Annotated in this window: 21 protein-coding genes; 16 read left to right on the forward strand and 5 right to left on the reverse strand. The window is 62.1% G+C overall.

What is annotated here, in order from left to right:
- The first annotated feature begins 202 nt into the window (after positions 1-202).
- The 6 genes from GTP41_RS18350 (at position 203) to GTP41_RS18375 (ending at position 5,077) form a co-directional block, all read left to right on the forward strand.
- Entirely contained in the window at positions 203-1,072 is an 870-nt protein-coding gene (locus tag GTP41_RS18350) for an HD-GYP domain-containing protein (RefSeq protein WP_229502953.1), read from the forward strand.
- A 372-nt stretch (positions 1,073-1,444) separates the two neighbouring features.
- The gene (locus tag GTP41_RS18355) at positions 1,445-1,864 is read left to right on the forward strand and encodes a TerB family tellurite resistance protein (protein WP_161027027.1); all 420 of its coding nucleotides are present in this window, start codon (positions 1,445-1,447) and stop codon (positions 1,862-1,864) included.
- 318 nt (positions 1,865-2,182) lie between these two features.
- Positions 2,183-3,403 (forward strand): hypothetical protein, encoded by a 1,221-nt coding sequence (locus tag GTP41_RS18360; protein ID WP_161027028.1) that lies wholly within the window; start codon positions 2,183-2,185, stop codon positions 3,401-3,403.
- 182 nt (positions 3,404-3,585) lie between these two features.
- Positions 3,586-4,188 carry a TetR/AcrR family transcriptional regulator gene (locus tag GTP41_RS18365; RefSeq protein WP_229502954.1) on the forward strand — a complete coding sequence of 201 codons (603 nt, stop codon included), beginning with the start codon at positions 3,586-3,588 and terminating at the stop codon, positions 4,186-4,188.
- On the forward strand, positions 4,176-4,475 hold the full coding sequence (locus tag GTP41_RS18370; protein WP_202419795.1) for a YciI family protein: 300 nt from the start codon (positions 4,176-4,178) through the stop codon (positions 4,473-4,475). The genes GTP41_RS18365 and GTP41_RS18370 overlap by 13 nt, the downstream gene beginning before the upstream one ends.
- Positions 4,472-5,077 carry a DNA-3-methyladenine glycosylase I gene (locus GTP41_RS18375; RefSeq protein WP_161027029.1) on the forward strand — a complete coding sequence of 202 codons (606 nt, stop codon included), beginning with the start codon at positions 4,472-4,474 and terminating at the stop codon, positions 5,075-5,077. The genes GTP41_RS18370 and GTP41_RS18375 overlap by 4 nt, the downstream gene beginning before the upstream one ends.
- Positions 5,078-5,290: 213 nt before the next feature.
- Here the strand turns inward: GTP41_RS18375 and GTP41_RS18380 are convergent, their stop codons facing one another.
- Genes GTP41_RS18380 through GTP41_RS18390 form a run of 3 tightly spaced genes read right to left on the reverse strand, consistent with a single transcriptional unit; the run spans position 5,291 to position 11,043 of the window.
- Positions 5,291-6,679 carry a TolC family protein gene (locus GTP41_RS18380; protein ID WP_161027030.1) on the reverse strand — a complete coding sequence of 463 codons (1,389 nt, stop codon included), beginning with the start codon at positions 6,677-6,679 and terminating at the stop codon, positions 5,291-5,293.
- Positions 6,676-9,966, reverse strand: a complete 3,291-nt coding sequence (locus GTP41_RS18385) for an efflux RND transporter permease subunit (protein WP_161027031.1) — start codon at positions 9,964-9,966, stop codon at positions 6,676-6,678. The genes GTP41_RS18380 and GTP41_RS18385 overlap by 4 nt, the downstream gene beginning before the upstream one ends.
- Before the next feature lie 9 nt (positions 9,967-9,975).
- A complete protein-coding gene (locus GTP41_RS18390) occupies positions 9,976-11,043 on the reverse strand; it encodes an efflux RND transporter periplasmic adaptor subunit (RefSeq protein ID WP_371867375.1) in 1,068 nt (355 codons plus the stop codon).
- Between the two features lie 304 nt (positions 11,044-11,347).
- Here GTP41_RS18390 and GTP41_RS18395 point away from each other — a divergent pair, with 304 nt between their 5' ends.
- The 8 genes from GTP41_RS18395 to ureG all read left to right on the forward strand — a co-directional run bounded on the left by GTP41_RS18395 (position 11,348) and on the right by ureG (position 17,259).
- Positions 11,348-12,178 carry a HoxN/HupN/NixA family nickel/cobalt transporter gene (locus GTP41_RS18395; protein ID WP_161027033.1) on the forward strand — a complete coding sequence of 277 codons (831 nt, stop codon included), beginning with the start codon at positions 11,348-11,350 and terminating at the stop codon, positions 12,176-12,178.
- Between the two features lie 90 nt (positions 12,179-12,268).
- Positions 12,269-13,111: an urease accessory protein UreD gene (locus GTP41_RS18400; RefSeq protein WP_161027034.1), complete on the forward strand. Its 843-nt coding sequence runs from the start codon at positions 12,269-12,271 to the stop codon at positions 13,109-13,111.
- A gap of 1 nt (position 13,112) precedes the next feature.
- Entirely contained in the window at positions 13,113-13,415 is a 303-nt protein-coding gene (locus GTP41_RS18405; protein ID WP_161027035.1) for an urease subunit gamma, read from the forward strand.
- An 8-nt stretch (positions 13,416-13,423) separates the two neighbouring features.
- A complete protein-coding gene (locus GTP41_RS18410; RefSeq protein ID WP_161027036.1) occupies positions 13,424-13,741 on the forward strand; it encodes an urease subunit beta in 318 nt (105 codons plus the stop codon).
- Complete coding sequence (gene ureC, locus GTP41_RS18415) at positions 13,741-15,441, forward strand: urease subunit alpha (RefSeq protein WP_161027037.1); 1,701 nt, start codon at positions 13,741-13,743, stop codon at positions 15,439-15,441. The genes GTP41_RS18410 and ureC overlap by 1 nt, the downstream gene beginning before the upstream one ends.
- A gap of 9 nt (positions 15,442-15,450) precedes the next feature.
- Complete coding sequence (gene ureE, locus GTP41_RS18420; RefSeq protein ID WP_161027067.1) at positions 15,451-15,942, forward strand: urease accessory protein UreE; 492 nt, start codon at positions 15,451-15,453, stop codon at positions 15,940-15,942.
- A 2-nt stretch (positions 15,943-15,944) separates the two neighbouring features.
- Entirely contained in the window at positions 15,945-16,604 is a 660-nt protein-coding gene (locus tag GTP41_RS18425) for an urease accessory protein UreF (protein WP_161027038.1), read from the forward strand.
- A 10-nt stretch (positions 16,605-16,614) separates the two neighbouring features.
- Positions 16,615-17,259 (forward strand): urease accessory protein UreG, encoded by a 645-nt coding sequence (gene ureG / locus GTP41_RS18430; RefSeq protein ID WP_229502955.1) that lies wholly within the window; start codon positions 16,615-16,617, stop codon positions 17,257-17,259.
- A 9-nt stretch (positions 17,260-17,268) separates the two neighbouring features.
- Here the strand turns inward: ureG and GTP41_RS18435 are convergent, their stop codons facing one another.
- Together GTP41_RS18435 and GTP41_RS18440 are read right to left on the reverse strand one after the other, a co-directional pair.
- Positions 17,269-18,054, reverse strand: a complete 786-nt coding sequence (locus tag GTP41_RS18435; RefSeq protein WP_161027040.1) for a substrate-binding periplasmic protein — start codon at positions 18,052-18,054, stop codon at positions 17,269-17,271.
- A 331-nt stretch (positions 18,055-18,385) separates the two neighbouring features.
- Positions 18,386-19,102 (reverse strand): hypothetical protein, encoded by a 717-nt coding sequence (locus GTP41_RS18440; RefSeq protein ID WP_161027041.1) that lies wholly within the window; start codon positions 19,100-19,102, stop codon positions 18,386-18,388.
- Between the two features lie 86 nt (positions 19,103-19,188).
- Here GTP41_RS18440 and GTP41_RS18445 point away from each other — a divergent pair, with 86 nt between their 5' ends.
- Positions 19,189-19,797 carry a TetR/AcrR family transcriptional regulator gene (locus GTP41_RS18445; RefSeq protein ID WP_161027042.1) on the forward strand — a complete coding sequence of 203 codons (609 nt, stop codon included), beginning with the start codon at positions 19,189-19,191 and terminating at the stop codon, positions 19,795-19,797.
- A gap of 86 nt (positions 19,798-19,883) precedes the next feature.
- Complete coding sequence (locus GTP41_RS18450; RefSeq protein WP_161027043.1) at positions 19,884-20,687, forward strand: oxidoreductase; 804 nt, start codon at positions 19,884-19,886, stop codon at positions 20,685-20,687.
- Positions 20,688-20,689: the final 2 nt, after the last annotated feature.

Below are 20,689 nucleotides of genomic sequence, written 5' to 3' on the forward strand. Positions count from 1 at the left end.
GGCGTGGCCGTGGATACTGACCCACCTGGTGTTCCCACCAAACCCCTTGGCGCAAGCCAGGGGGTTCGTTGTCTTCGCGCCCGCGGCCTTGTTCTCGCAGAATCGCCGGGTAGCTATGGCGTTGAGCACTTGGCGTGCTGTTGCGCCCTAAATACAGCGAACTCTTCGCCTTTGATCCAAATTGACCTTAAAGATATCCCCGATGATGGAAAGCACCACGACGATTCCCCATGACGGCCTGGTGCAAACTGGCCTGCTGCGCAGCCTGATGCTGATGGCGTGGATCGTGGAAGCACGCGACCCTTATACAGGTGGCCACCTGTGGCGCGTTGCCAGAATGGCCGAGGCACTGGGCCGCGCGTCCGGCCTGGCCGAAGAGGAAGTGCGACGCATTGCGCTGGCCGGCTTCCTGCACGACATCGGCAAGATCGGTGTGCCCGATGCGATCTTGCGCAAGCCGGGTAAGCTGGATGACGATGAATACGCCGTCATCAAGACTCATCCCAGCATTGGCCAGCGGATCCTGGCCCAGCATCCGCTGGCCCATCTCGTCATGGATGTGGTGCTCTGCCACCATGAAACGCCGGACGGACGCGGCTATCCGATGGCACTTGCGGCCAACGATATCCCAATGGATGCGCGCCTGATCGGCATCTGCGATGCCTTCGACGCCATGACGAGCACGCGGCCTTACCGTAAGGGCATGGCCATTGGGGGGGCCTTGGATATTATCGAGAAGGCGGCAGGTCGCCAGTTCGACGCCGCGCTGGCGATGCGCTTTGTCGCCCTGGGGCGGGACGGAGCGTTCGACCATATCGTCGGCCATAGCGAAGAAGGCATTCCGCTCGGCGCTTGTGCCAGCTGTGGCCCGGTCATTCAGCGCTACAAATCGACGCAGGCCGGCGACCATGCCGATTGCCCTGCGTGTAATGCGCGTTATCAATGGCACCCATCAGGCGGCGGCTTGAAGGCAGTTGCTACGGGCAAGATGCACGGCAGCCTGGGCATGCCATTGCCTGACACCAGCCTGCTAAATACCCTGCTGTCGGAGTGGGCGCCGCAGCTAGCTTAACAGGCAGGTCGGCCGCGCTGGGGCGGCTTGCCGAAGTGGTGCTGATCCCGACAATAGTGCTGGGGGCGGGTTCGCTTGGAGGAATTGGGTTCACAATGCCGATTTTTATTACCAACTTGCTCGTCTGGCTGAAGTTTAGGGGATCTCCCCTCGCGACAGATCCCAGTCCTGACACCGTGGATTTCGAGGACGGATCGGTCTCAAGTCACATGGGGCGCCAAAATATCGTACGGCCGCGCTAGCAAACCTATATTGTCCTGATGGGCTATGCGTTAGCACGTCATAGCTCACCTTTAACAGTAAGCGTGTGCCGCAGGTGATCTGGTAATGCAATACTTAGCACCTATAAAACCTGTTTGGCAAGGAAATGCTATGCGTTCCTACCCGTCTGATAGCCCGCAAGCTGTTTTCCGCTTGCTTGCTTTGACCGTCATAAGCGACGGCGGAGGATCGCCGCCCGAGATTGCGGCTACTTACCGACTGAGCTTACTCGACTATGCCAGGATTGATGAAGATGTCTTCGATCAGGTCCTCCAGGAGTTGACCGCTGATCTTCCGACCACCGCTAACGGCTTGGTAAAAGTTGAAGCCGAAATGATCGATCAGTGCATTGGGGAGATCAGGCATCCTGAGCTGCGGCTACGCGTATGGGAGGCGATGTGGGAACTGGCATATGCTGACAACAATGTAGCTTATTCAGAAGGCATTTTGCTTCAGAGAGCGGCTGACGTATGGGGCATTGAATTGAATGCCAATGGTAGTGGACGGATTGTCGGCGCCAACCCCACTTGACTTGTCCCTCAGCTCGCTATCGCTCAGTGAAGGGCGACCTTCCGCAGAAAGTCCTGGTCGGGGCAATCCTCAGAACTGCCATCGCAGAGATGACATCACGCTACCTTCGAATTCCTTCCTGTTTTCTCCAGTTAATGGGGGCGGCACGTTCGCTGTCGACTAACATGGATTCCAGCATCAAGGAAAAGATACTCGGCAGTGGCAGGCTATAGGTCAGTCCAATCGCATGCCCCTTCTCGCTGCATTGCCTGAAACACCAGCTACCAGCCGGCTGCGGGGGTGCCATATGGGGGCAACCAAGACGAGTAAAATGCTGCCATGACATACCGAATCCTGCCACTGGCCCTGGCTTTGCTGGCCACCGAATCCTATGCCGCCGAATTGCACGGCTCGCTCGATCTGCGCGCCGGGCATTCCAATGCGGGGCGCAGCTTCCTGGATGGCGGCATGGGCAAGACGCGCTATGACACCGCGGCGCCAGCCCTGAGCATCGGGCAGGCGGTGCTGCGCGCGGAGTTCGATGTGCTCGATACCGTCAGTGCTGGCGTGGAGTTGAGTGGCGATGACCGGCACCACAATGTAGTCGACATGCGCGAAGCTTGGTTCGTCTGGAGCCCGGTTCCGGCCGGCGCGTGGAAGATGCGCGTCAAGGCGGGGTATTTTTTCCCGCCTACGAGCGTCGAAATCGACTACGAAGGCCTGGGCTGGACGCCAACGCGCACCATTTCCAGCGCGGCCATCAACAGCTGGATTGGCGAGGAGCTGCGCACCAATGGCGTGGAGTGGAGCGCGCGCCGGATGGGGCGCCATGTCGATGCGCCGTATGACGTCGGCGTGGTCGCGGCTGTCTTCACCGGCAACGATCCGGCCGGCACCTTGCTGGCCTGGCGTGGCTGGTCAATCAGCGACCGCATCGCTGGACGCAACGAGGCGCTGCAACTGGCCGATCTGCCGGTGTACCGGGCTGATGGCGCCATTCCGCGCCAGTCGCGCACCATCCATCCGTTCCGCGAAATCGACGGCCGGCCCGGCTACTATGTGGGCACCAACCTGCGGTCTGGGCCAGGACTGGAGTTGGCGGCGCTCCATTACGATAACCGTGCCAATCCGCTGGCGGTGCAGGGCGGTCAGTATGGATGGCGGACGCGTTTTCATCATGCCAGTCTGGCCTGGCGTCCCGCGCCGGGCTGGGAATTGCTGGCGCAGGCCATGCGCGGCGATACGCTGATGGGAGCCAATGGCGTCGCACTCGATTTTCGCGCCTGGTATGCCCTGGCCAGCCGCCGCATCGGCCGCGCCACGCTGGCGCTGCGCTACGATCGGTTCAGCACCAGTGAACACGATATCCTGCCCGATGATCCGAACAATGAGCGCGGCCATGCGCTGGCGCTGGCCTACCGGCTGCCGCTGGCCGACGGCTGGACTCTGATGTTCGAATCCTTGTTCGTGCGCAGTGATCGCTCCGCTCGAGACTTGATTGGCGAACCGCAGCACCAGGCCGAACGTAGTCTGTTGGCGTCCCTGCGCTGGCAGTTCTGACGACCGGTGGCGGTCGAGGCGGCCTATTTCGACTGCATTAGCCGCGCCAGCGGTTGTTGGAGGGTGCTCGCCTCGGAAATGGAAACCGGCCTGTTGCAGGAGGTTTGTCACCCCTAAACATTGCCCGCTTGACAATGCTGGAGAGGAGCAATACTATGACATTAGGATGATTGTCCTAATGGTTGAACTCAATATTCAAAGACTTTGCGATGAGTGGAAGTGGAACACGTGAACGTATTGTTGACGCTGCCAATGCCCTGTTCTATCAACTGGGCTTTGAGCAGACCTCGTTCACGCATATCGCCGAGGCAGTAGGCATCACGCGCGGCAATTTCTACTATCACTTCAAGTTAAAAGACGAGATTCTGGATGCGGTGATCGCCTCACGGTTCAGCGCGACCGAAGCAATGCTTGAGCTCTGGGAGCAGGTGAGCGACAGCCCGGAGGGCAGGCTATGCTGCTTTGCCGAAATGCTCATGGTGAACCGCGTGAAGATCAGGGGCTACGGTTGTCCGGTTGGGACGCTCAGTACGGAATTGGCGAAGCTGGATCATCCATCGCGGCACGGAGCCAATGAGATCTTTTCTCTCTTTCGCATCTGGCTGCGTAGACAGTTCGAGTTGGCGGGACGGTCCGGCGATGCAGATGATTTGGCGATGCATCTGCTGGCCCGCAGCCAGGGTGTTGCCACGCTAGCACATGCGTTTCAAGACGAAGAGTTCATCCGCAAGGAGGTCAAAACGATGCGTGAGTGGATAAAGGGAGTTTGCACATGTTCATCATAACTCTGCGCTTTTCACACAATAGAGGCCTGGCGGCCCAGCACATGGACGCACACAAGGCTTGGATACGACGAGGCGTGGAAGACGGCGTGTTTCTGCTAGTGGGCAGTCTGCAGCCGAATTCCGGCGGCGCCATTATTGCCCACAACATTTCGTTGCCTTCCCTGCGTGAGCGCGTAGCGCAGGATCCATTTGTTATAGAAGGAATTGTCGCGGCCGAGATACTGGAAATCGCGCCTTCGCTGACAGATGCCCGTCTTGCCTTCCTGAAGGCCGAGGCGCCAGCATGACGGCACTGGTGGAAGGACCCGATGGTGGCGCACGGTGTCGATGGTGTGCGGCGGCGCCGGAATTCCTACATTATCACGATTCCGAATGGGGCTATCCGGTCACGGACGATGCTCGCCTGTTTGAAAAGCTCTGCCTTGAAGGCTTTCAATCAGGATTAAGCTGGCGAACCATTCTGGCTAAAAGGGAAAACTTCCGGCGCGCATTCCATAACTTTGATATTAAGCGCGTCGCACGATTTACTGAAAGGGATGTCGAGCGATTGCTGCAGGATGAGGGCATCGTGCGCCATCGCGGTAAGATCGAAGCGGTTGTCAACAACGCCAAGCGCGCCCAAGAATTGATTGCCAGAGAGGGCTCGCTGGCACGATTCATCTGGAAGTTTGAGCCGCGACCAGAAGCCTTAGCGCCGCCGCAAACAGTGTCAACTTCCGTGGAAGCCACTGCACTGTCCAAAGAATTGAAGAAGCTTGGCTGGAAGTTTGTCGGGCCCACCACCGTGTATGCGTTTATGCAGGCAATGGGGTTGATTAACGATCACGTTGAGGGCTGCGTGATTCGCGAGCGTGCCGAGCATGCACGGTCAAAGCTAAAGCGCGCATGAGTGTGTGATCACGGCGTCGTCGATGCCGGAGGATTCCGTGTAGCGCGAATGCCCTTAACGACAGGCGATTCCAGTATCCGCACCAAGCGCTTGGACGGGGGCATACTATCGGTGACCGCGCGACCGTCGGCCAATTGGGCAGCAAGCGCCTGACTCCAGGGGCTTCTTCTTCCCTGATCCTGATCAGGGGCGGCTCCTTGGCGTTGGCAGTGCCTACGGACTGCCCCAGCCGCCGGCCAGCGCCTTATAGACCGTCACCAGCGAACCGGCCGCATTGGTTTGCGCCTGCGCCAGCCGGTCCCGCGCCGACAGGAGCTCGCGTTCCGCGTCCAGCACTACAAGGAAGTCGGTCGAGCCAACGGCAAACCGTTCACGTGCTATGACGGATGCTTTTTCCGACGCCGCAACTGCGTCGTACAGCAGTGCAGCTTGCTGCTGCGCCCGTGTGTAAGTGATGAAGGCGCCTTCGGTTTCCTCCAGCGCCGCCAGCACAGCGCGTTCGTACTGCGCTGCGGCGGCGTCGAGCCGAGCATCGGAGGCCGCGATGCGGGCGCGAATGCGGCCAAAATCGAGCAAATTCCAGGCCAGTTGTGCGCCCAGGTTATAGGCGTAGGACGCTCCGTCACCGATATCCCCGGCGCGTGCGGCGTTCTGCCCCAGGCTCCCGCCAAGGGTGATGGTTGGGAACCAGGCGCTGCGCGCGACGCCTGCATTCGCAGCGGCGGCGGCCAACTGGGCTTCTGCCACCTGAACATCCGGCCGACGCCGCAACAGGTTTTCCGGTGTTCCAATGCCGCCGATATCGATTGGTTTAATTCCCGGCAATGGCCGCGTATCCTGCAATTCCGCATCGAGTCCGGTTGGCGCCAGCCCGCACAGGACGGCGAGGCGGTAACGGGTACGGGCCAGCGCCGACTCGATTGCGGGCACCGAGGCGGCGGTGGAATTGACCAGGGATCGGGCACGCTCGCTGTCAAGTGCGGTTCCTCGTCCCACACCTTCCCGTGCCTCGACCAGTTGAAGGGCGGCGCGCTGGGTTTCCAGCGAGGCCAGGGCGACCCGCAACTGTTCTTGCAGTCCGCGCAGGTTGAAGTAGTTGCGCGCGACTTCGGCGGCAATACTTAGCTGGGCTGCGCGGTGGCCCGCTTCGCCGGCCAGGACTCCTGCCTGGGCCGCACGACGCGCGTCGCTTAAACGGCCAAATACATCGACTTCCCACAGGACGTCCAGGCCCACAGAGAAGGCGTTGTCTGTCTTCGGTACGCCATTGCTGTCCTTGGCGCGCACCCGTGCGGCGCCAGCCGCAAGGTTGACGGTGGGCCACAGGTCGGCATCGGCAAAGCGTCCGATCGCGCGCGACTCGGCCAGGCTGGCGGCAGCGATGCGCACATCGGTATTGGCGAGTAACGCCCGCTCCACCAGCGAGGAGAGCTTGTCATCGTCGAAGCGTTGCCAGAAGCGCGCCACCGGTTCGGTGTCGGCTGCCAGCTCGGGCGCATTCGTAAACATCGTCTGCGGCGGCGGCTGATAGCGCTTGGTGAGCGGCGCATGCGAGCAGGCGCATAGCGCCATCAATGCGAGCAGGGGGAGGGCGCTTCTCATGATTTCCCCTTTGGCGGCGTGTCGGCATCGTCGATGCCGGGATGGAAGGCGTGCGCACTGGCATCGACCGTCCGGCGCAGTTCCGCCGCGTGCTCGCGGCGCTTCTCGGTACTCTTGCGCACCATGCTGTAAAACACCGGCGTCAGGAAGATGCCGAACAAGGTCACGCCGACCATGCCGGAGAATACCGCGATGCCCATGGCCCGCCGCATTTCGCTGCCGGCGCCGCTGCCTAGTATCAGCGGAATGACACCAGCGCAGAAGGCAATGGATGTCATCAGGATGGGCCGCAGGCGCAGGCGGCAGGCCTCCAGCACGGCTTCAATCATGGACATGCCGCGCTCTTCCAGTTCTTTGGCAAATTCGACGATCAGGATGGCGTTTTTGCAGGCCAAGCCGACCAGCACCACCAAGGCCACCTGGGTGAAGATGTTCAAGTCGCCGGTTTGACGGAACGGCGGCAGGTGCGACAGCCACACGCCGAACAGCGCGCACAGGATGCACATCGGTACGATCAGGATGATCGCCAACGGCAGGCTCCAGCTCTCGTATTGCGCCGTCAGCACCAGCACCACCAGCACCACCGAGACGAACAGCACCGCCGCCAGGGTGGGAATCTTGATGCCGGAACCCGGCAATGTGATGTCGCGTGTCAAGCGATCCTGGTAGGTAAGGTCGGTCCACTCGTAACCCATGCCACGGGGCAGGCCCTGCACCATTTTCTCGATCTCGGCCTCGGCCTGGCCGCTTGAGAATCCCGGCTTGGGCGCCCCGTTGATATCGGCGGCAGGGAAGCCGTTATAGCGCGTCACCCTGGTCGGACCAAAAGTCGGCTGGATCTGCATCACCGCGCCCAGTTGCACCATCTGGCCAGCGTCGTTGCGTGTTTCGAGCCGCACGATATTGTCCGCATTGGCGCGGTAGGGCGCATCGGCTTGTACCACGACCTGGTAGGTCTTGCCGAAACGGGTGAAGTCGTTCACGTACAAGGAGCCAAGGTTAATCTGCAGCGTGTCGTAGATCGATTGCAGGGGCAGCCCCATTTGCTTGGCCTTGGTGCGGTCCACATCGGCAAACAGCTGCGGCACATTGATGTCGTAGGTGGAGTAGGGTGTCGCGATGGTTGACTTCGGGTTGCCGTAGATCGGCCCCAGGATGCCCCATACGCTGCCATACAGCGCTTGCTCGCCCTGGCTGCTGCGGTCCTGCACCATCAGCTTGAAGCCGCCGGCCGCGCCCAGGCCGTCCACGGCCGGTGGCGGTACCACGAAGATGCGCGCCCCCTGCAGCTGCTGCATCGCCCCATTGACCTTGCCAAGGATGGCGTCCTTGGAGAGCTCGGCGGATGTGCGGTCTTCGAAGGGTTTTAGCCCAAAGAAGACAATGCCCTCATTGGGGGCGGCGGAGAAACCTGCGATGGATAACCCCGGGAAACCGATCGAATCCTGGATTCCCGGCACCTTGAGTGCAATGTCACTCATGTCCCGAATCACCTTTTCCGTGCGGTCCAATGTGGCGCCGGCAGGAAGCTGCGCCACCCCGATCAGGTATTGCTTGTCCGGCGCCGGGACAAAGCCGCTCGGAATGGCGCCGAACATCACGGCCGTCAATGCCAGCAGGACGCCGTACACTGCGAGGGCCGCCGTCTTGCGCTTGAGGATACCGTCAACACCACGGCTGTACTTTTTGCTCTGGCGCTGGAAGAAGCAATTGAACCAATGGAAAAAGCGCCCGAAGAGCCGATCCATCCAGATCATCAGTTTGTCCTTGGGCGCATCGTGCGGCCGCAGCAGCAGCGCGGCCAGGGCGGGGGACAGGGTGAGCGAGTTGATCGCCGAGATAACGGTCGAGATGGCGATGGTGACGGCGAACTGTTTGTAGAACTGCCCCGACAGGCCTGGCACGAACGCCAGGGGAATGAACACCGCACACAGCACCAGTGCAATGGCCACAATTGGTCCGCTTACTTCGCTCATCGCCTTGTGGGTTGCCGCGTGCGGCGTCAGGCCGTCTTCGATATTGCGCTCGACGTTTTCCACCACGACGATCGCATCATCGACCACGATACCGATGGCCAGGACCAGGCCGAACAAGGTCAGCGTGTTGATCGAATAGCCCAGGAGCAGCAGGACGCCAAAGGTACCGACAATCGACACCGGCACGGCCAGCAGCGGAATGACCGAGGCGCGCCAGGTCTGCAGGAATATGATCACGACCAGGACCACCAGCAGGACAGCCTCAATCAGCGTTTGCACCACCTTTTCAATGGAGGTCTGGACGAATCGGGTGGGGTCGTAGACGATATTGAAGTCGACACCCTGCGGGAACCCTTGCTTCAGGCGCGCCATGGTGGCGCGCACATTGTCGGACAGTGCCAGCGCATTGGAGCCGGGCGACTGGAAGATGCCGATGGCCACCGCCTCCTTATTGTTCAGAAGGCTGCGCAGGGCAAAAGTGCTGGCGCTCATTTCGACCCGTCCGACATCCTTGACCCGGACCACGGCACCGGTGCGGGTATCGCTGCGGATGATGATGTTGGCAAAATCCTCTTCCTTGACCAGGCGCCCCTGGGCGTTGATCGCCAACTGGAATTCCGTGTTGTTGACGGCCGGCGGTGAACCAACCACCCCCGCCGCTACCTGCGAGTTCTGCTCACGGATCGCTTGCACGACATCGCCGGCGGTCATGCTGCGCGAGGCCAGCTTCTGTGGATCGAGCCAGATGCGCATGGCGTAATCGCCGCCGCCAAAGAACAGGACCGAACCCATGCCGGGAATGCGCAGCAGCTCATCCCGCACATACAGGTTGGCGTAGTTGCGCAGGTAAAGCGTATCGTGGCTATTCTGGGGGCTGACCATGTGCACCACCATCGTCAGGCTCGACGACTGCTTCTCGGTCGTCACGCCGATCTGGCGCACGATTTCGGGCAAGCGGGGCAGGGCGCGGTTGATTCTGTTCTGGACTGCGGTTTCCGCCTGCTCAGGAACGGTGCCGATTTTGAAGGTCACCGTGATGCTCATGCTGCCGTCGGCGGTGGCCTGGCTCTGGAAGTACAACACGTTTTCCAGGCCATTGATCTGCTCTTCCAGCGGCGCCGCCACGGTTTCCGAGATCACGCGTGGATTGGCGCCTGGGAACTGGGCCCGCACCACGATCTGCGGCGGCGCCACCTCGGGATACTCTGAAACCGGCAGCTGGAAGATTGCCAGCAAACCGGTCAGGAAAATGAAGACCGAGATGACCGTCGCAAGGCGGGGGTGCTCAATGAAATGCTTGGAGAAGTCCATGGCTTCTCCTTAGCCCTTGGCCGGCGCGGGCGGCGGCGGGGCCGGGATGGGCATGCCTTGCTCATTCACTTTCAGCACCTGGGGCGTCACCGGTGCGCCGGGAAACGCGCGGAGCAAGCCATCCACGATCACCAGTTCCCCTTCCTTGACACCTTCGACAACGCGCATGCCGTCGATCAGCGCCCCCGGCTTGACTTCGCGCTGCTCGACGATATTGTTCTTGCCCACCATCAGCACCACCTTGCGCGTCTGGTCGGTGGTCATGGCGCGGTCCGGCACCACGGTGGCCGTGTATTTTCCGCTGCCCACCAGCTTCAGGCGCGCGAACAGGCCAGGTGTGAACAGGCCGTCCTTGTTGGCGAACACCGCGCGTCCACGCAAGGACGCTGTGGCGGGATTGAGGCGATTGTCGACGAAATCCATCTTGCCTTCATGCGGGAAGCCCTCTTCATTGGCCAGTCCCAGATAGATGATATTGGGCACGTCGCGTGACGATTGCCTGGTTCCGTCCCGCGCGGCACGCATGTATTTCAGGTAAAGCGCCTCGCTGGCGTCAAAATAGGCATACACGCGGTCCGTGGAAACCACCGTGGTCAAGATGGGATCGCCGGCGTTGACCAGGTTGCCTTCAGTGACATTGGCGCGCGAGGTGCGCCCATCCACTGGCGAAGTGATGTGCGTGAACTCGAGGTTCAGGCGAGCCTGGGTCAACGCCGCCTCGCCGGCCCGGATGGACGACTGCGCATTGGCGACGGCAGCGCGCAGCTGGTCGAGCTCTTGCTGGCTGACGCCGCGCACGGCGATGAGCTTTTCCGCCCGCGCAAATTCGGATTTGCTCAGCTCGGACTGCGTCCGCGCCGATTGCAACTGCGCTTCCGCGCGCGCCACTTCTGCTGCATAAGGCCGCGGGTCGATGGTGAACAGGGCTTCGCCTTTCCTGACCACCTGGCCTTCCTTGAAATGCACCTTCACCAGACTGCCCGGGACGCGCGATCGCACATCCACCGTATGCGGGGCTTCCAGGCGTCCGGTGAATTCGTCGAACTCCTGCACCTGGCGCTTGACAACTGGTGCCACGGAAACAGCGGGTGGCTGCCCAGCTTGCTTGGAAGGATCATCTTTGGCACCGCACGCAATGAGCGAAGCCAGGACTGCAAAGGAAACCAGACGTGCTGTCAGCGTATTCATACGAGAACCTTCCAGACTGCGTTGCACAGTGGGATACCGATTCTTACAGCGTCTTACTTACGGGTAATTGCTGGAGAATAGCACAAAAGTATTTGCGCGAAACGAGGCGGTCGCCAGCCTCCCAGTTCCCAAGGTTCAGGTACGACTCTTGCTTGAAGGGATCGGTTAATGACACCACTCCAGCCGAGAACGTATGCCCGACACCAATCCCGATAACCTGATGGCGCTCTGCCTGCTCGTCTATCTCCTGGGTATGAAGCATGGCTTCGATGCCGACCACCTCGCCGCCATTGATGGCTTATCGCGCAGCCAGGCGCCAAGCAATTGGCGCCTGGCGCGTTGGTGCGGCGTTTGGTTTTCCCTCGGTCACGGCGCGGTGGTCGTCGCCATCGCGCTGGCGGCCAGCATGCTCGCCGCGCGCTGGCGCGTGCCGCCCTGGCTGGAGCTGTGCGGGGCCTGGATTTCAGTCGGGTTCCTACTGGCGCTGGGCCTAGTGAATCTGCGTGCCGCGCTCAGTGCCGCAGCCAGGCAGGTGGTCTATCCAGTTGGCATCAAAGGACGATTGCTCGGGCGCTTCCTGTATGCCGCGCATCCCGCCAGGGTGGCGCTGGTAGGGGCTTTGTTTGCGATCTCGTTCGATACCATCAGCCAAGCGACCTTGTTCGCCATGAGTGCGAATCGCCACGGCGGGTGGCAGTGTGCCTTGCTCTTTGGCGTGCTATTCATGTTAGGCATGGTGGTAACCGACGCTATCAACGGTTTCTGGTTCGCGCGCCTGGCGCGGCGCGCCGATCAGGCCGCGCTGCAGGCTTCGCGGATAATGAGTGTGGCGGTGGCTATGGTCAGCTTGCTGGTGGCAGGGTTCGGCTTACTCAAGATCCTGCTGCCGGATCTGCGCGCCTGGAGCGAGGGCAAAGGACTGTTTTTCGGCACGGTGGTGGTGGTGGTGGTCTATGGCGCCTTCCTGCTGGCGATTGCCGGCGCCCGGGTACGCCCGCCGGCGCCTGCTGATTCGCCAATGTGATGCGCGGTGCGCCATGCATGTGCATTCTGCACTGAAGCGGTGCGAAAGCGGGTGGGAATCGTAGGCATGCTTCATGCTTCGGTATAAGCCATGCGTGATACCCCTGCGACCGATACTCTTGTTCAAGCGCCATGGCGCGCCAGCCTGGTGCTTGGCTACCAGCGCTCAGGCGCCGCCACGCGGCTGGCACGGCGCGAACATAGCGGCCCCCTGCGGGTGCAGAAGGCCCTGTACCCGGAGGGCGAGGCGGTCTGCCACACGATCCTCGTGCATCCGCCGGGCGGAATCGTGAGCGGAGATGAGTTGGCCATCGATGTCGTGGCCGGCGCTGGTGCGCATGCCTTGCTCACCAGCCCCGGCGCGGCAAAGTGGTATCGCTCCACGGGCAAGGCGGCGCGCCAGCATGTGCGCATCCAGCTTGCAGATGGGGCGCGACTGGAGTGGCTGCCGCAAGAAACCATCTTTTATGACAATGCGGAGGCGCACCTGCAGCAGGAGGTGGAACTGGCCGCCGGCGCGCGCTACGTCGGCTGCGACATCCTGTGTTTCGGCCGCGAGGCCAGCGGCGAGCGCTTTGACCGCGGCTGCGTGCGCCAGCAGCTGCAGGTGCGTCAGGAGGGCCGCCTGCTATGGTGGGACCAGGGCGTCCTGCGTGGCGGCGGCAGTGCCATGCGGAGTCCGCATGTGCTGGATGGCGCAACCGTGAGTGCCACGCTGCTCGCCGTGGGACAGGCGGCGGATGCTGGTCTGGTGGCGCAGCTGCGCGCCTTGCACCCCGAGCTGGGTGTCACGCATTTGAAATCAATACTGGTGGTGCGCTATCTCGGGCACGATGCCGAACACGCGCGCCACCTGATGGCACAGGCCTGGCAAACGATGCGACCCGCCTGGATCGGCCGCGCCGCAGTACAACCCCGCATTTGGACGACCTGACATGGATCTCTCACCGCGCGAGAAGGACAAACTGCTGCTGTTCACGGCGGCGCTGCTGGCGGAACGACGCCGGGCGCGTGGCCTGAAGCTCAATTACCCGGAGGCGGTGGCCCTCATCAGCGCTGCCATCCTGGAAGGCGCGCGCGACGGCAAAAGCGTGGCCCAGTTGATGTCCGAGGGGATGTCGGTGCTGGCGCGGGAGGACGTGATGGAAGGCGTACCGGAGATGATTCCAGACATCCAGGTCGAAGCGACGTTTCCTGACGGGACCAAGCTGGTAACTGTCCATAACCCTATCATATGAGGTGGCAAATGATTCCTGGCGAATTCCTGCTGGAAGATGGTGAGCTGCCGCTGAACAGCGGCCGAGCCACCTGCACGCTGGTGGTGGCCAATAGTGGTGACCGGCCGATCCAGGTCGGTTCGCACTTTCATTTCTTCGAAGTGAATGCCGCCCTGCAGTTCGATCGCGCCAGTGCGCGCGGTATGCGGCTCGACATTGCGGCCGGCACTGCCGTGCGTTTTGAACCGGGACAGCGCCGTACCGTGCATCTGGTCGCGCTGGCCGGTGCGCGTCGCGTTTATGGTTTCAACGCCTGTGTGATGGGCGCTTTGGAGGACGGGCAGTAATGGCCACCATTTCACGCCGTGCCTATGCCGAAATGTTCGGCCCCACGCTGGGTGACCGTATACGATTGGCGGATACGGAGCTGTTCATCGAAATTGAGAAGGACCACGCCATCCCTGGCGAAGAGGTCAAGTTCGGCGGCGGGAAAGTGATCCGTGACGGGATGGGACAGTCGCAGCTGCCGCACCGGGACGTGATGGATACCGTAATCACCAACGCCGTGATCCTCGACCACTGGGGCATTGTGAAAGCCGACATCGGCCTGAAAGACGGGCGCATTGCCGGCATCGGGAAAGCCGGAAATCCGGATATCCAGCCGGGCGTCAGCATGGCCATTGGCGGCGCCACCGAGATCATCGCCGGCGAAGGTTTGATCGTCACTGCGGGCGGGGTGGATACGCACATCCACTTCATCTGCCCGCAACAGATCGAGGAGGCATTGGCTTCCGGCGTGACCACCATGATCGGCGGCGGCACCGGGCCCGCAGTAGGCACGGCGGCAACCACCTGCACCCCGGGCCCCTGGCACATTCACGCCATGCTGGCGGCGGCCGATGCATTCCCCATGAACCTGGGCTTTCTTGGCAAGGGCAACGTGAGCCTGCCGCGCCCGCTGGAAGAGCAGGTTGAGGCCGGCGCCGTCGGTCTCAAGCTGCATGAAGACTGGGGGAGTACGCCGGCCGCGATCGATAATTGCCTGTCGGTGGCGGACCGCATGGACGTACAGGTCGCCATTCATACGGACACCCTGAATGAAGGCGGCTTCCTGCAGGCGACGCTGGCCGCATTCAAGGACCGCACCATCCATACCTTTCATACCGAGGGGGCAGGCGGCGGCCACGCGCCGGACATCATTGCGGCGGTTGGGCACTCCAACGTGCTGCCGTCATCGACCAATCCCACGCGTCCCTTCACTGTCAATACCCTGGACGAGCACCTGGATATGCTGATGGTATGCCACCACCTGGATGCTGCCATAGCCGAAGACGTCGCCTTTGCCGAGTCGCGCATCCGCCGCGAGACCATCGCGGCCGAAGATATCCTGCATGACCTGGGGGCGATCTCGATGATGTCGTCCGATTCGCAGGCCATGGGGCGCGTCGGCGAGGTCATCCTGCGCACCTGGCAAACCGCGCATAAGATGAAGGTGCAGCGCGGCGCGCTGCCAGGCGACAGCGCGCGCAACGATAACGCCCGCGTCAAGCGCTATGTCGCCAAATACACGATCAATCCCGCCATCGCGCACGGCATCTCGCATGTCGTGGGCTCGGTCGAAGTCGGCAAGCTGGCCGACTTGGTGCTCTGGCGGCCGGCATTCTTCGGGGTGAAGCCGTCCATGGTGCTGAAGGGCGGCATGATCGCTTGCGCCCAGATGGGCGATCCGAACGCTTCCATTCCCACACCGCAGCCGGTCTACATGCGGCCCATGTTTGCCGCGTTCGGCGGCGGCTTGAAGAAGTCCTTGACCTTTGTCTCGCGCGCGGCCTTTGACGCCGGAATTGGCGAGCGACTGGGCCTGGCCAAACAGGTGGTGCCGATCAGCGCCACGCGCCAGCTGCGCAAGGCCGACATGGTACACAACAGCGCGACCCCGCACATGGAGGTCGATCCGGAAACGTACGAGGTGCGTGCCGACGGCGCATTGCTGGTGTGCGAAGCCGCCGCGGTGCTGCCGATGGCGCAGCGCTATTTTCTGTTCTGAGGGATGATGATGCTGACCTTGCATACCAAACTGGCCGCCTCCGAACGCGTCGATGGCGAACTGGTGCTGAACTATGAGCAACGTGAAAAATGCCGCCAGCGCGCCCGCCTGGCCTGCGGCCAGGAGGTTGCCTTGTTCACGGCACGCGGCACTGTGCTGCGCGATGGAGACCTGCTGACCGGCGAAACGGGTTTTGTCGCGCGCGTCCGGGCGGCCACGGAGCCCGTCTACGTGGTGCGAGCCGCCGACGCGCAAGGTTTGCTGCGGTGCGCCTTCCATCTTGGGAACCGGCATTGCCAGGTGCAGGTGGGCGCGGGCTTTTTACGCATCCGCAGCGACCCGGTGTTACGCGATATGCTCGCCGGCCTGGGCGCCTCGGTGGTGGCGGAAGTGGCGCCCTTTGATCCGGAACCGGGCGCGTACGCCGGCGGCCACGCGCACCACCATGCGCTGGCCCCGGTGCCGCTGCGGCAAAAGATCCATCGTCCCGGCGCCGCGTGAGGATGGATGCCATGGCGCTGCTGCGCTTGCTGCAGTTCGCCAGTCCGGCGCTGCCCATTGGCGCATACAGCTATTCGCAAGGACTGGAAGCGGCGCTGGAGCAGGGCCGGGTGTGCGACAGCGCTGGCGCGCAGGCCTGGATCGCGGGCCAGTTGCATGACGTCCTGGCGCGCTGGGACGCACCGGTGTGCTGGCGGCTGCTGCGTGCCCATGCGGCGGGCGATGAGGCGTCGGCGGCATGCTGGGCCGAGCGCTACCTGGCCTCGCGCGATACGGCGGAACTGCGGGCGGAGTCGATCCAGATGGGCTATTCCCTGGGGCGTTTGCTGGCCGAACTGGACATTGCGCCAGCGCTCGCGGGCGATACAAGCTATCTCGCGGCGTTCGCGCGTGCGGCGCACGGGCTCAACATCCCGCACCAGGAAGCGCTGCTGGCCATGCTGTTCGGCTGGGCCGAGAACCAGGTGCTGGTGTGCGTCAAGTCGATGCCGCTGGGTCAGGTGGCCGGCCAGCGACTTCTCATGCAGCTGCAGCCTGACATCCTGCAGGCGGCCAGCACCGCCCGGGCCTTGAGCGATGATGACTTGTCCAATTGGACGCCCGGCTTATCCCTGTTGTCCATGCAGCACGAGGTGCAGCATGGCCGTATTTATCGTTCATGAAGGAGTATCGATGGCATCCAACCCACTACGTGTCGGCATCGGCGGCCCAGTCGGATCGGGCAAGACCGCCTTGTGCGAGATGCTTTGCAAGGCCATGCGCGACGCTTACGACATGGCGGTCATCACCAACGACATCTATACGCGCGAGGATATGGAGATCCTGCTGCGCGCCGATGCCTTGCCGCCGGAGCGCTTGATGGGGGTCGAGACCGGGGGCTGCCCGCATACGGCGATCCGCGAAGACGCCTCGATCAACCTGGAAGCGATCGCCCGCATGCAGGCCGATTTCCCGGAGCTGGACCTGATCCTGGTGGAGTCGGGCGGCGACAATCTGGCGGCAACCTTCAGCCCCGAGTTGTCGGACCTGACGCTGTATGTGATCGACGTGGCCGGAGGCGAGAAGATCCCGCGCAAGGGGGGACCCGGTATCACCCGTTCGGATCTCCTGATCATTAACAAGACGGATCTGGCCCCCCATGTGGGCGCCGACCTGGATGTGATGGCGCGCGATGCAGCGCGCCAGCGCGGCCAGCGCCCCTTCGTCTTCACCAACTTGCGCAGCGGCGCCGGCGTGACCCAGGTGGTCGAGTTCATCCGCGAGCAGGGATTGCTGGGTGCGCCGCGCGTGCTGCCGGGCGCGGCCGCCTGCGGCTAGCCGCCGCGCCTAGTATTTCAGTAAAGACTCCGCCAGGTCCGGACCAATATGGCGTTGGAAGATGGCCAGTAAGGTGCCGTCCTCGCGCATGGACTGGATGGCGGCGCCAATGCGCGCTGCCGTTGCTTCCGGGATGTGCCGGCGCGACAGGATCAGGCCATGGACGATCCGTTCTTTGGGCCACCAATCCAGGACCTGGAGCGTGCTGTCCATTGCCTCCTGCTTCATGGCGGGCACCCAGCTGGTTGGCAGCGCCAGTACCGCCTGCACGCGGCCGATTTTCAGCAAATGCAGAACCATCTGGAAATCGGCCGCCTCGCGCACTCTGCCCAGCGCCCGCAACTGATCGAGCCAGCGATCATACGCGCTGCCATGTTTGAAACTCTTCACCACGGCGACCGTGTAGGCCGGATTAGCCAGGAAGCCTTGCGGGTTCTTGGCGCTGTCCGGCAGCTCACTGCGCATCAGCACGTAGTTGCGTGTGACGAAATAGGGGATGAAGCGGGCGAACTGTTCGCGTTCCGGCGTGGCGATGCCGGACACCGACATGTCGAGCGTGCCGTTGGCCAGGCGCGTCCAGATGCGGACGCGCGATTCCAGTGTCGGCTGGAAGCGCAGCCCGGTCCGCTTGCCTAACTCCTGGATCACGTCCAGGTCGATTCCGGCATGGGTGCCATGGCTGGTTTTGTAATACAACACCCCCAGTTCGTAGAATGCGATACGGATGGCGGCCTCGGACGGGGACGCACTGGCCGCCGCAGCTTGTCCCGGCAGGACCCAAAGGCAGCAAAACATCGTGTATGTTAGGAAAGCAAGTTTCATGGTGCTGGCAAGGGGGAGGCGCCAACCTGCTGCACAGCAAGGAATGCATCAGAAGCGGCCCTTGCCGGGAATGTCCTGCGCGAAAGATTGCATGCGTCCGCAGTGATGAGCTGGAACGGCCCTGGATTCAGTATAGCTATTAAAAATGAAGGGATAGGTGCGCCGCTGGCCTCAGCACGCTGCGCGGCACAGCTGAAGGCCAGGTGGCGTTGCCACCGACCCGCAGGAAGACCGTGGCACGCGCGTTATACAGGGAGGCGTCCGGGGGCGCCTGGCCCATGTCGGGAAGCGCGCAAGCAGGAGCCTATTTACCCAGCAAACGAAGGGACTCTTCCCAATCGCTTTCCCAAGCGTAGAGAAAATCGTGCGATTTGAATGCGCGCTTTAAAGGGCCGAGCGGTACACGGTAGACGTCGTGCAGGCCCAGGGCGAGTGTGACAGGATTCCACACCGCGTTGCGTTTCGACTTTCGGGCGCTTGCTTTGACGCGAGCGCCATCATCGCCGAAGATGCCCACCGCCGCATCCAGTTCGCGCCCCAGGTCCAGGCGTACGAAACTGGAGAACGCAGTCAGCACCTCGGCCTTGCTAATGCCGAACTGCGATTCGCTGGCTCCCGGGTTTTGCGTTTGCTGCTGCGCTTGGCGCGCCTCGTGTTTGAGTTTTCCAGCGAGCCGTTCGAGATCCTTCTTTGGGAAGCGCAGTTCGTCGAGCGAGCGACGAAACCCCGGCGCAGGCAAGCGCGCCGGCAGTTTGTAGGCATCCTTCGTGAACGTGATCAGCACATCTTCGCTGCCGGCCGCCAGGCGGGCAATATCGTCCTGAAAGAAAATCGGCGCTGCATAACCGCCATTGGCATCGCCGAACAGCTCGGGATAGGCCGCATCGTAGTCAAGCCAGACGACAGGCGTCAGCCCGTTCTCGAGAAGCCGGGCCAGGGTCCAGGGAGAGCCGGTCTGCTGCGCCAGCCAGGCGCAGGCTTCATTGGTGGTGGCCCGGAAAGGCAGTTCGATCTCGCTCATTCGGTGTTTCTATAGGTTCTGCTGTGGGCGGTCATTATATCTGCAGTACGTGTGGTGTCTTTGTGCACGTTCCGTAAAATTGGTATATGATGGTCATCATGTCGAAGAAATCCACCACGCGCCAGTTGCCAAGTCGTAAAGAGGAAACGCACGAGCGTATCGTCGAAGTCGCCGCGCGCGCGATCCGGCGCACCGGCTACAGCGGCACAGGCGTCGCTGACATCATGAAGGAGGCCGGCCTGACACACGGCGGTTTCTACGCGCACTTCGATTCGCGCGATGCGCTGCTTGCTGAAGCGGGGGATCGTGCGGGTGCCGAATCGGTGGCGCTGGCGGCACGCGTGGCGGCTACAGCCCCGCCGGGGCAAGCACTGCAGGCAATGATGCAGGCATACCTATCGCCGGAACACATCGCGGCCATTGAGACCGGGTGTCCGGTCTCGGCACTTGGTTCGGAAATGCCGAGGCAAGCGCCGGAGGTGCGGCGCGCCGCGACCATCCATATCAAGGAGATGATCGACTTGTTTGCGCGTCAATTGCCTGACTGGGGCCAGCCCCAGGCGCATGAACAGGCAATGGCGCTGGTATGCGGTTTGATTGGGACAACGATGGTGGCGCGCGCGGTCGACGACCCCAAATTGTCGCAAGCGCTTTGTGCGGCAGCTCTAAAGCAATTTTCACCGGCAGCAGAGTGACGCGGGCGTTAAGTCCGCGCATTTTTCTTACCCATGAATATGATGGGCATCATATTTTGTGTTCGACTCGAGAGGATACCGACGATATGAAAAAGATTGCATTGGTTACCGGCGCTTCGTCCGGCATCGGCGAGGCGACGGCAACGCGCCTGTCGCAGGCTGGTTTCAAGGTGTACGGCACCAGCCGCCGCGGCGCCCAAGGTGGGAAACGGGCATACGAAATGCTGCCTCTGGATGTGACCAGCGACAATTCGGTGCAAACCGCAGTTGCGACAGTGATTTCCATCGAAGGGCGTATCGATTTGCTCGTCAATAATGCAGGATTCGGCGTGGCTCCCGCTGGTGCGGAAGAGAGCTCGATCGAACAGGCGCAAGCGATTTTCGACACGAACTTCTTTGGCGTGGTTCGCATGACGCGCGCCGTGCTGCCGCATATGCGGAGCAGGGGGCAGGGGCGCATTCTCCACATCGGTTCCGTGCTGGGCTTCCTTCCGATGCCTTACGGCGCCTTGTATGCGGCCAGCAAGCATGCCATCGAAGGCTACTCTGAATCGCTGGACCACGAATTGCGCAACTGGGGTATCCGCTCAATCGTGATCGAACCGGCGTACACCAAGACGCCATTCGATGCCAACCTGCTGGAGCCGGACGCCAAGCTGGAAGCCTACGGTGAAGTGCGGGACAGTGTGACGCGCCGGGTGCAGCAAGCGATGGCTGGCGCCGAAGGGCCGCTGGTGGTAGCGGAAACTGTATTGAAAGCAGCGCTGGCTAGCAAGCCAAAGCTGCGCTACACCGCAGGCGGCCTGGCCAAGCGCCTGCGCCTGTTGCGCTCGTTCGCCCCGGCCAGCCTGGTTGACGCCGGCTTGCGCAAGGATTTAAGCCTGGTCTAGGG

Source organism: Pseudoduganella guangdongensis, from assembly GCF_009857475.1.
Taxonomy (GTDB): Bacteria; Pseudomonadota; Gammaproteobacteria; order Burkholderiales; family Burkholderiaceae_D; genus Rugamonas; species Rugamonas guangdongensis.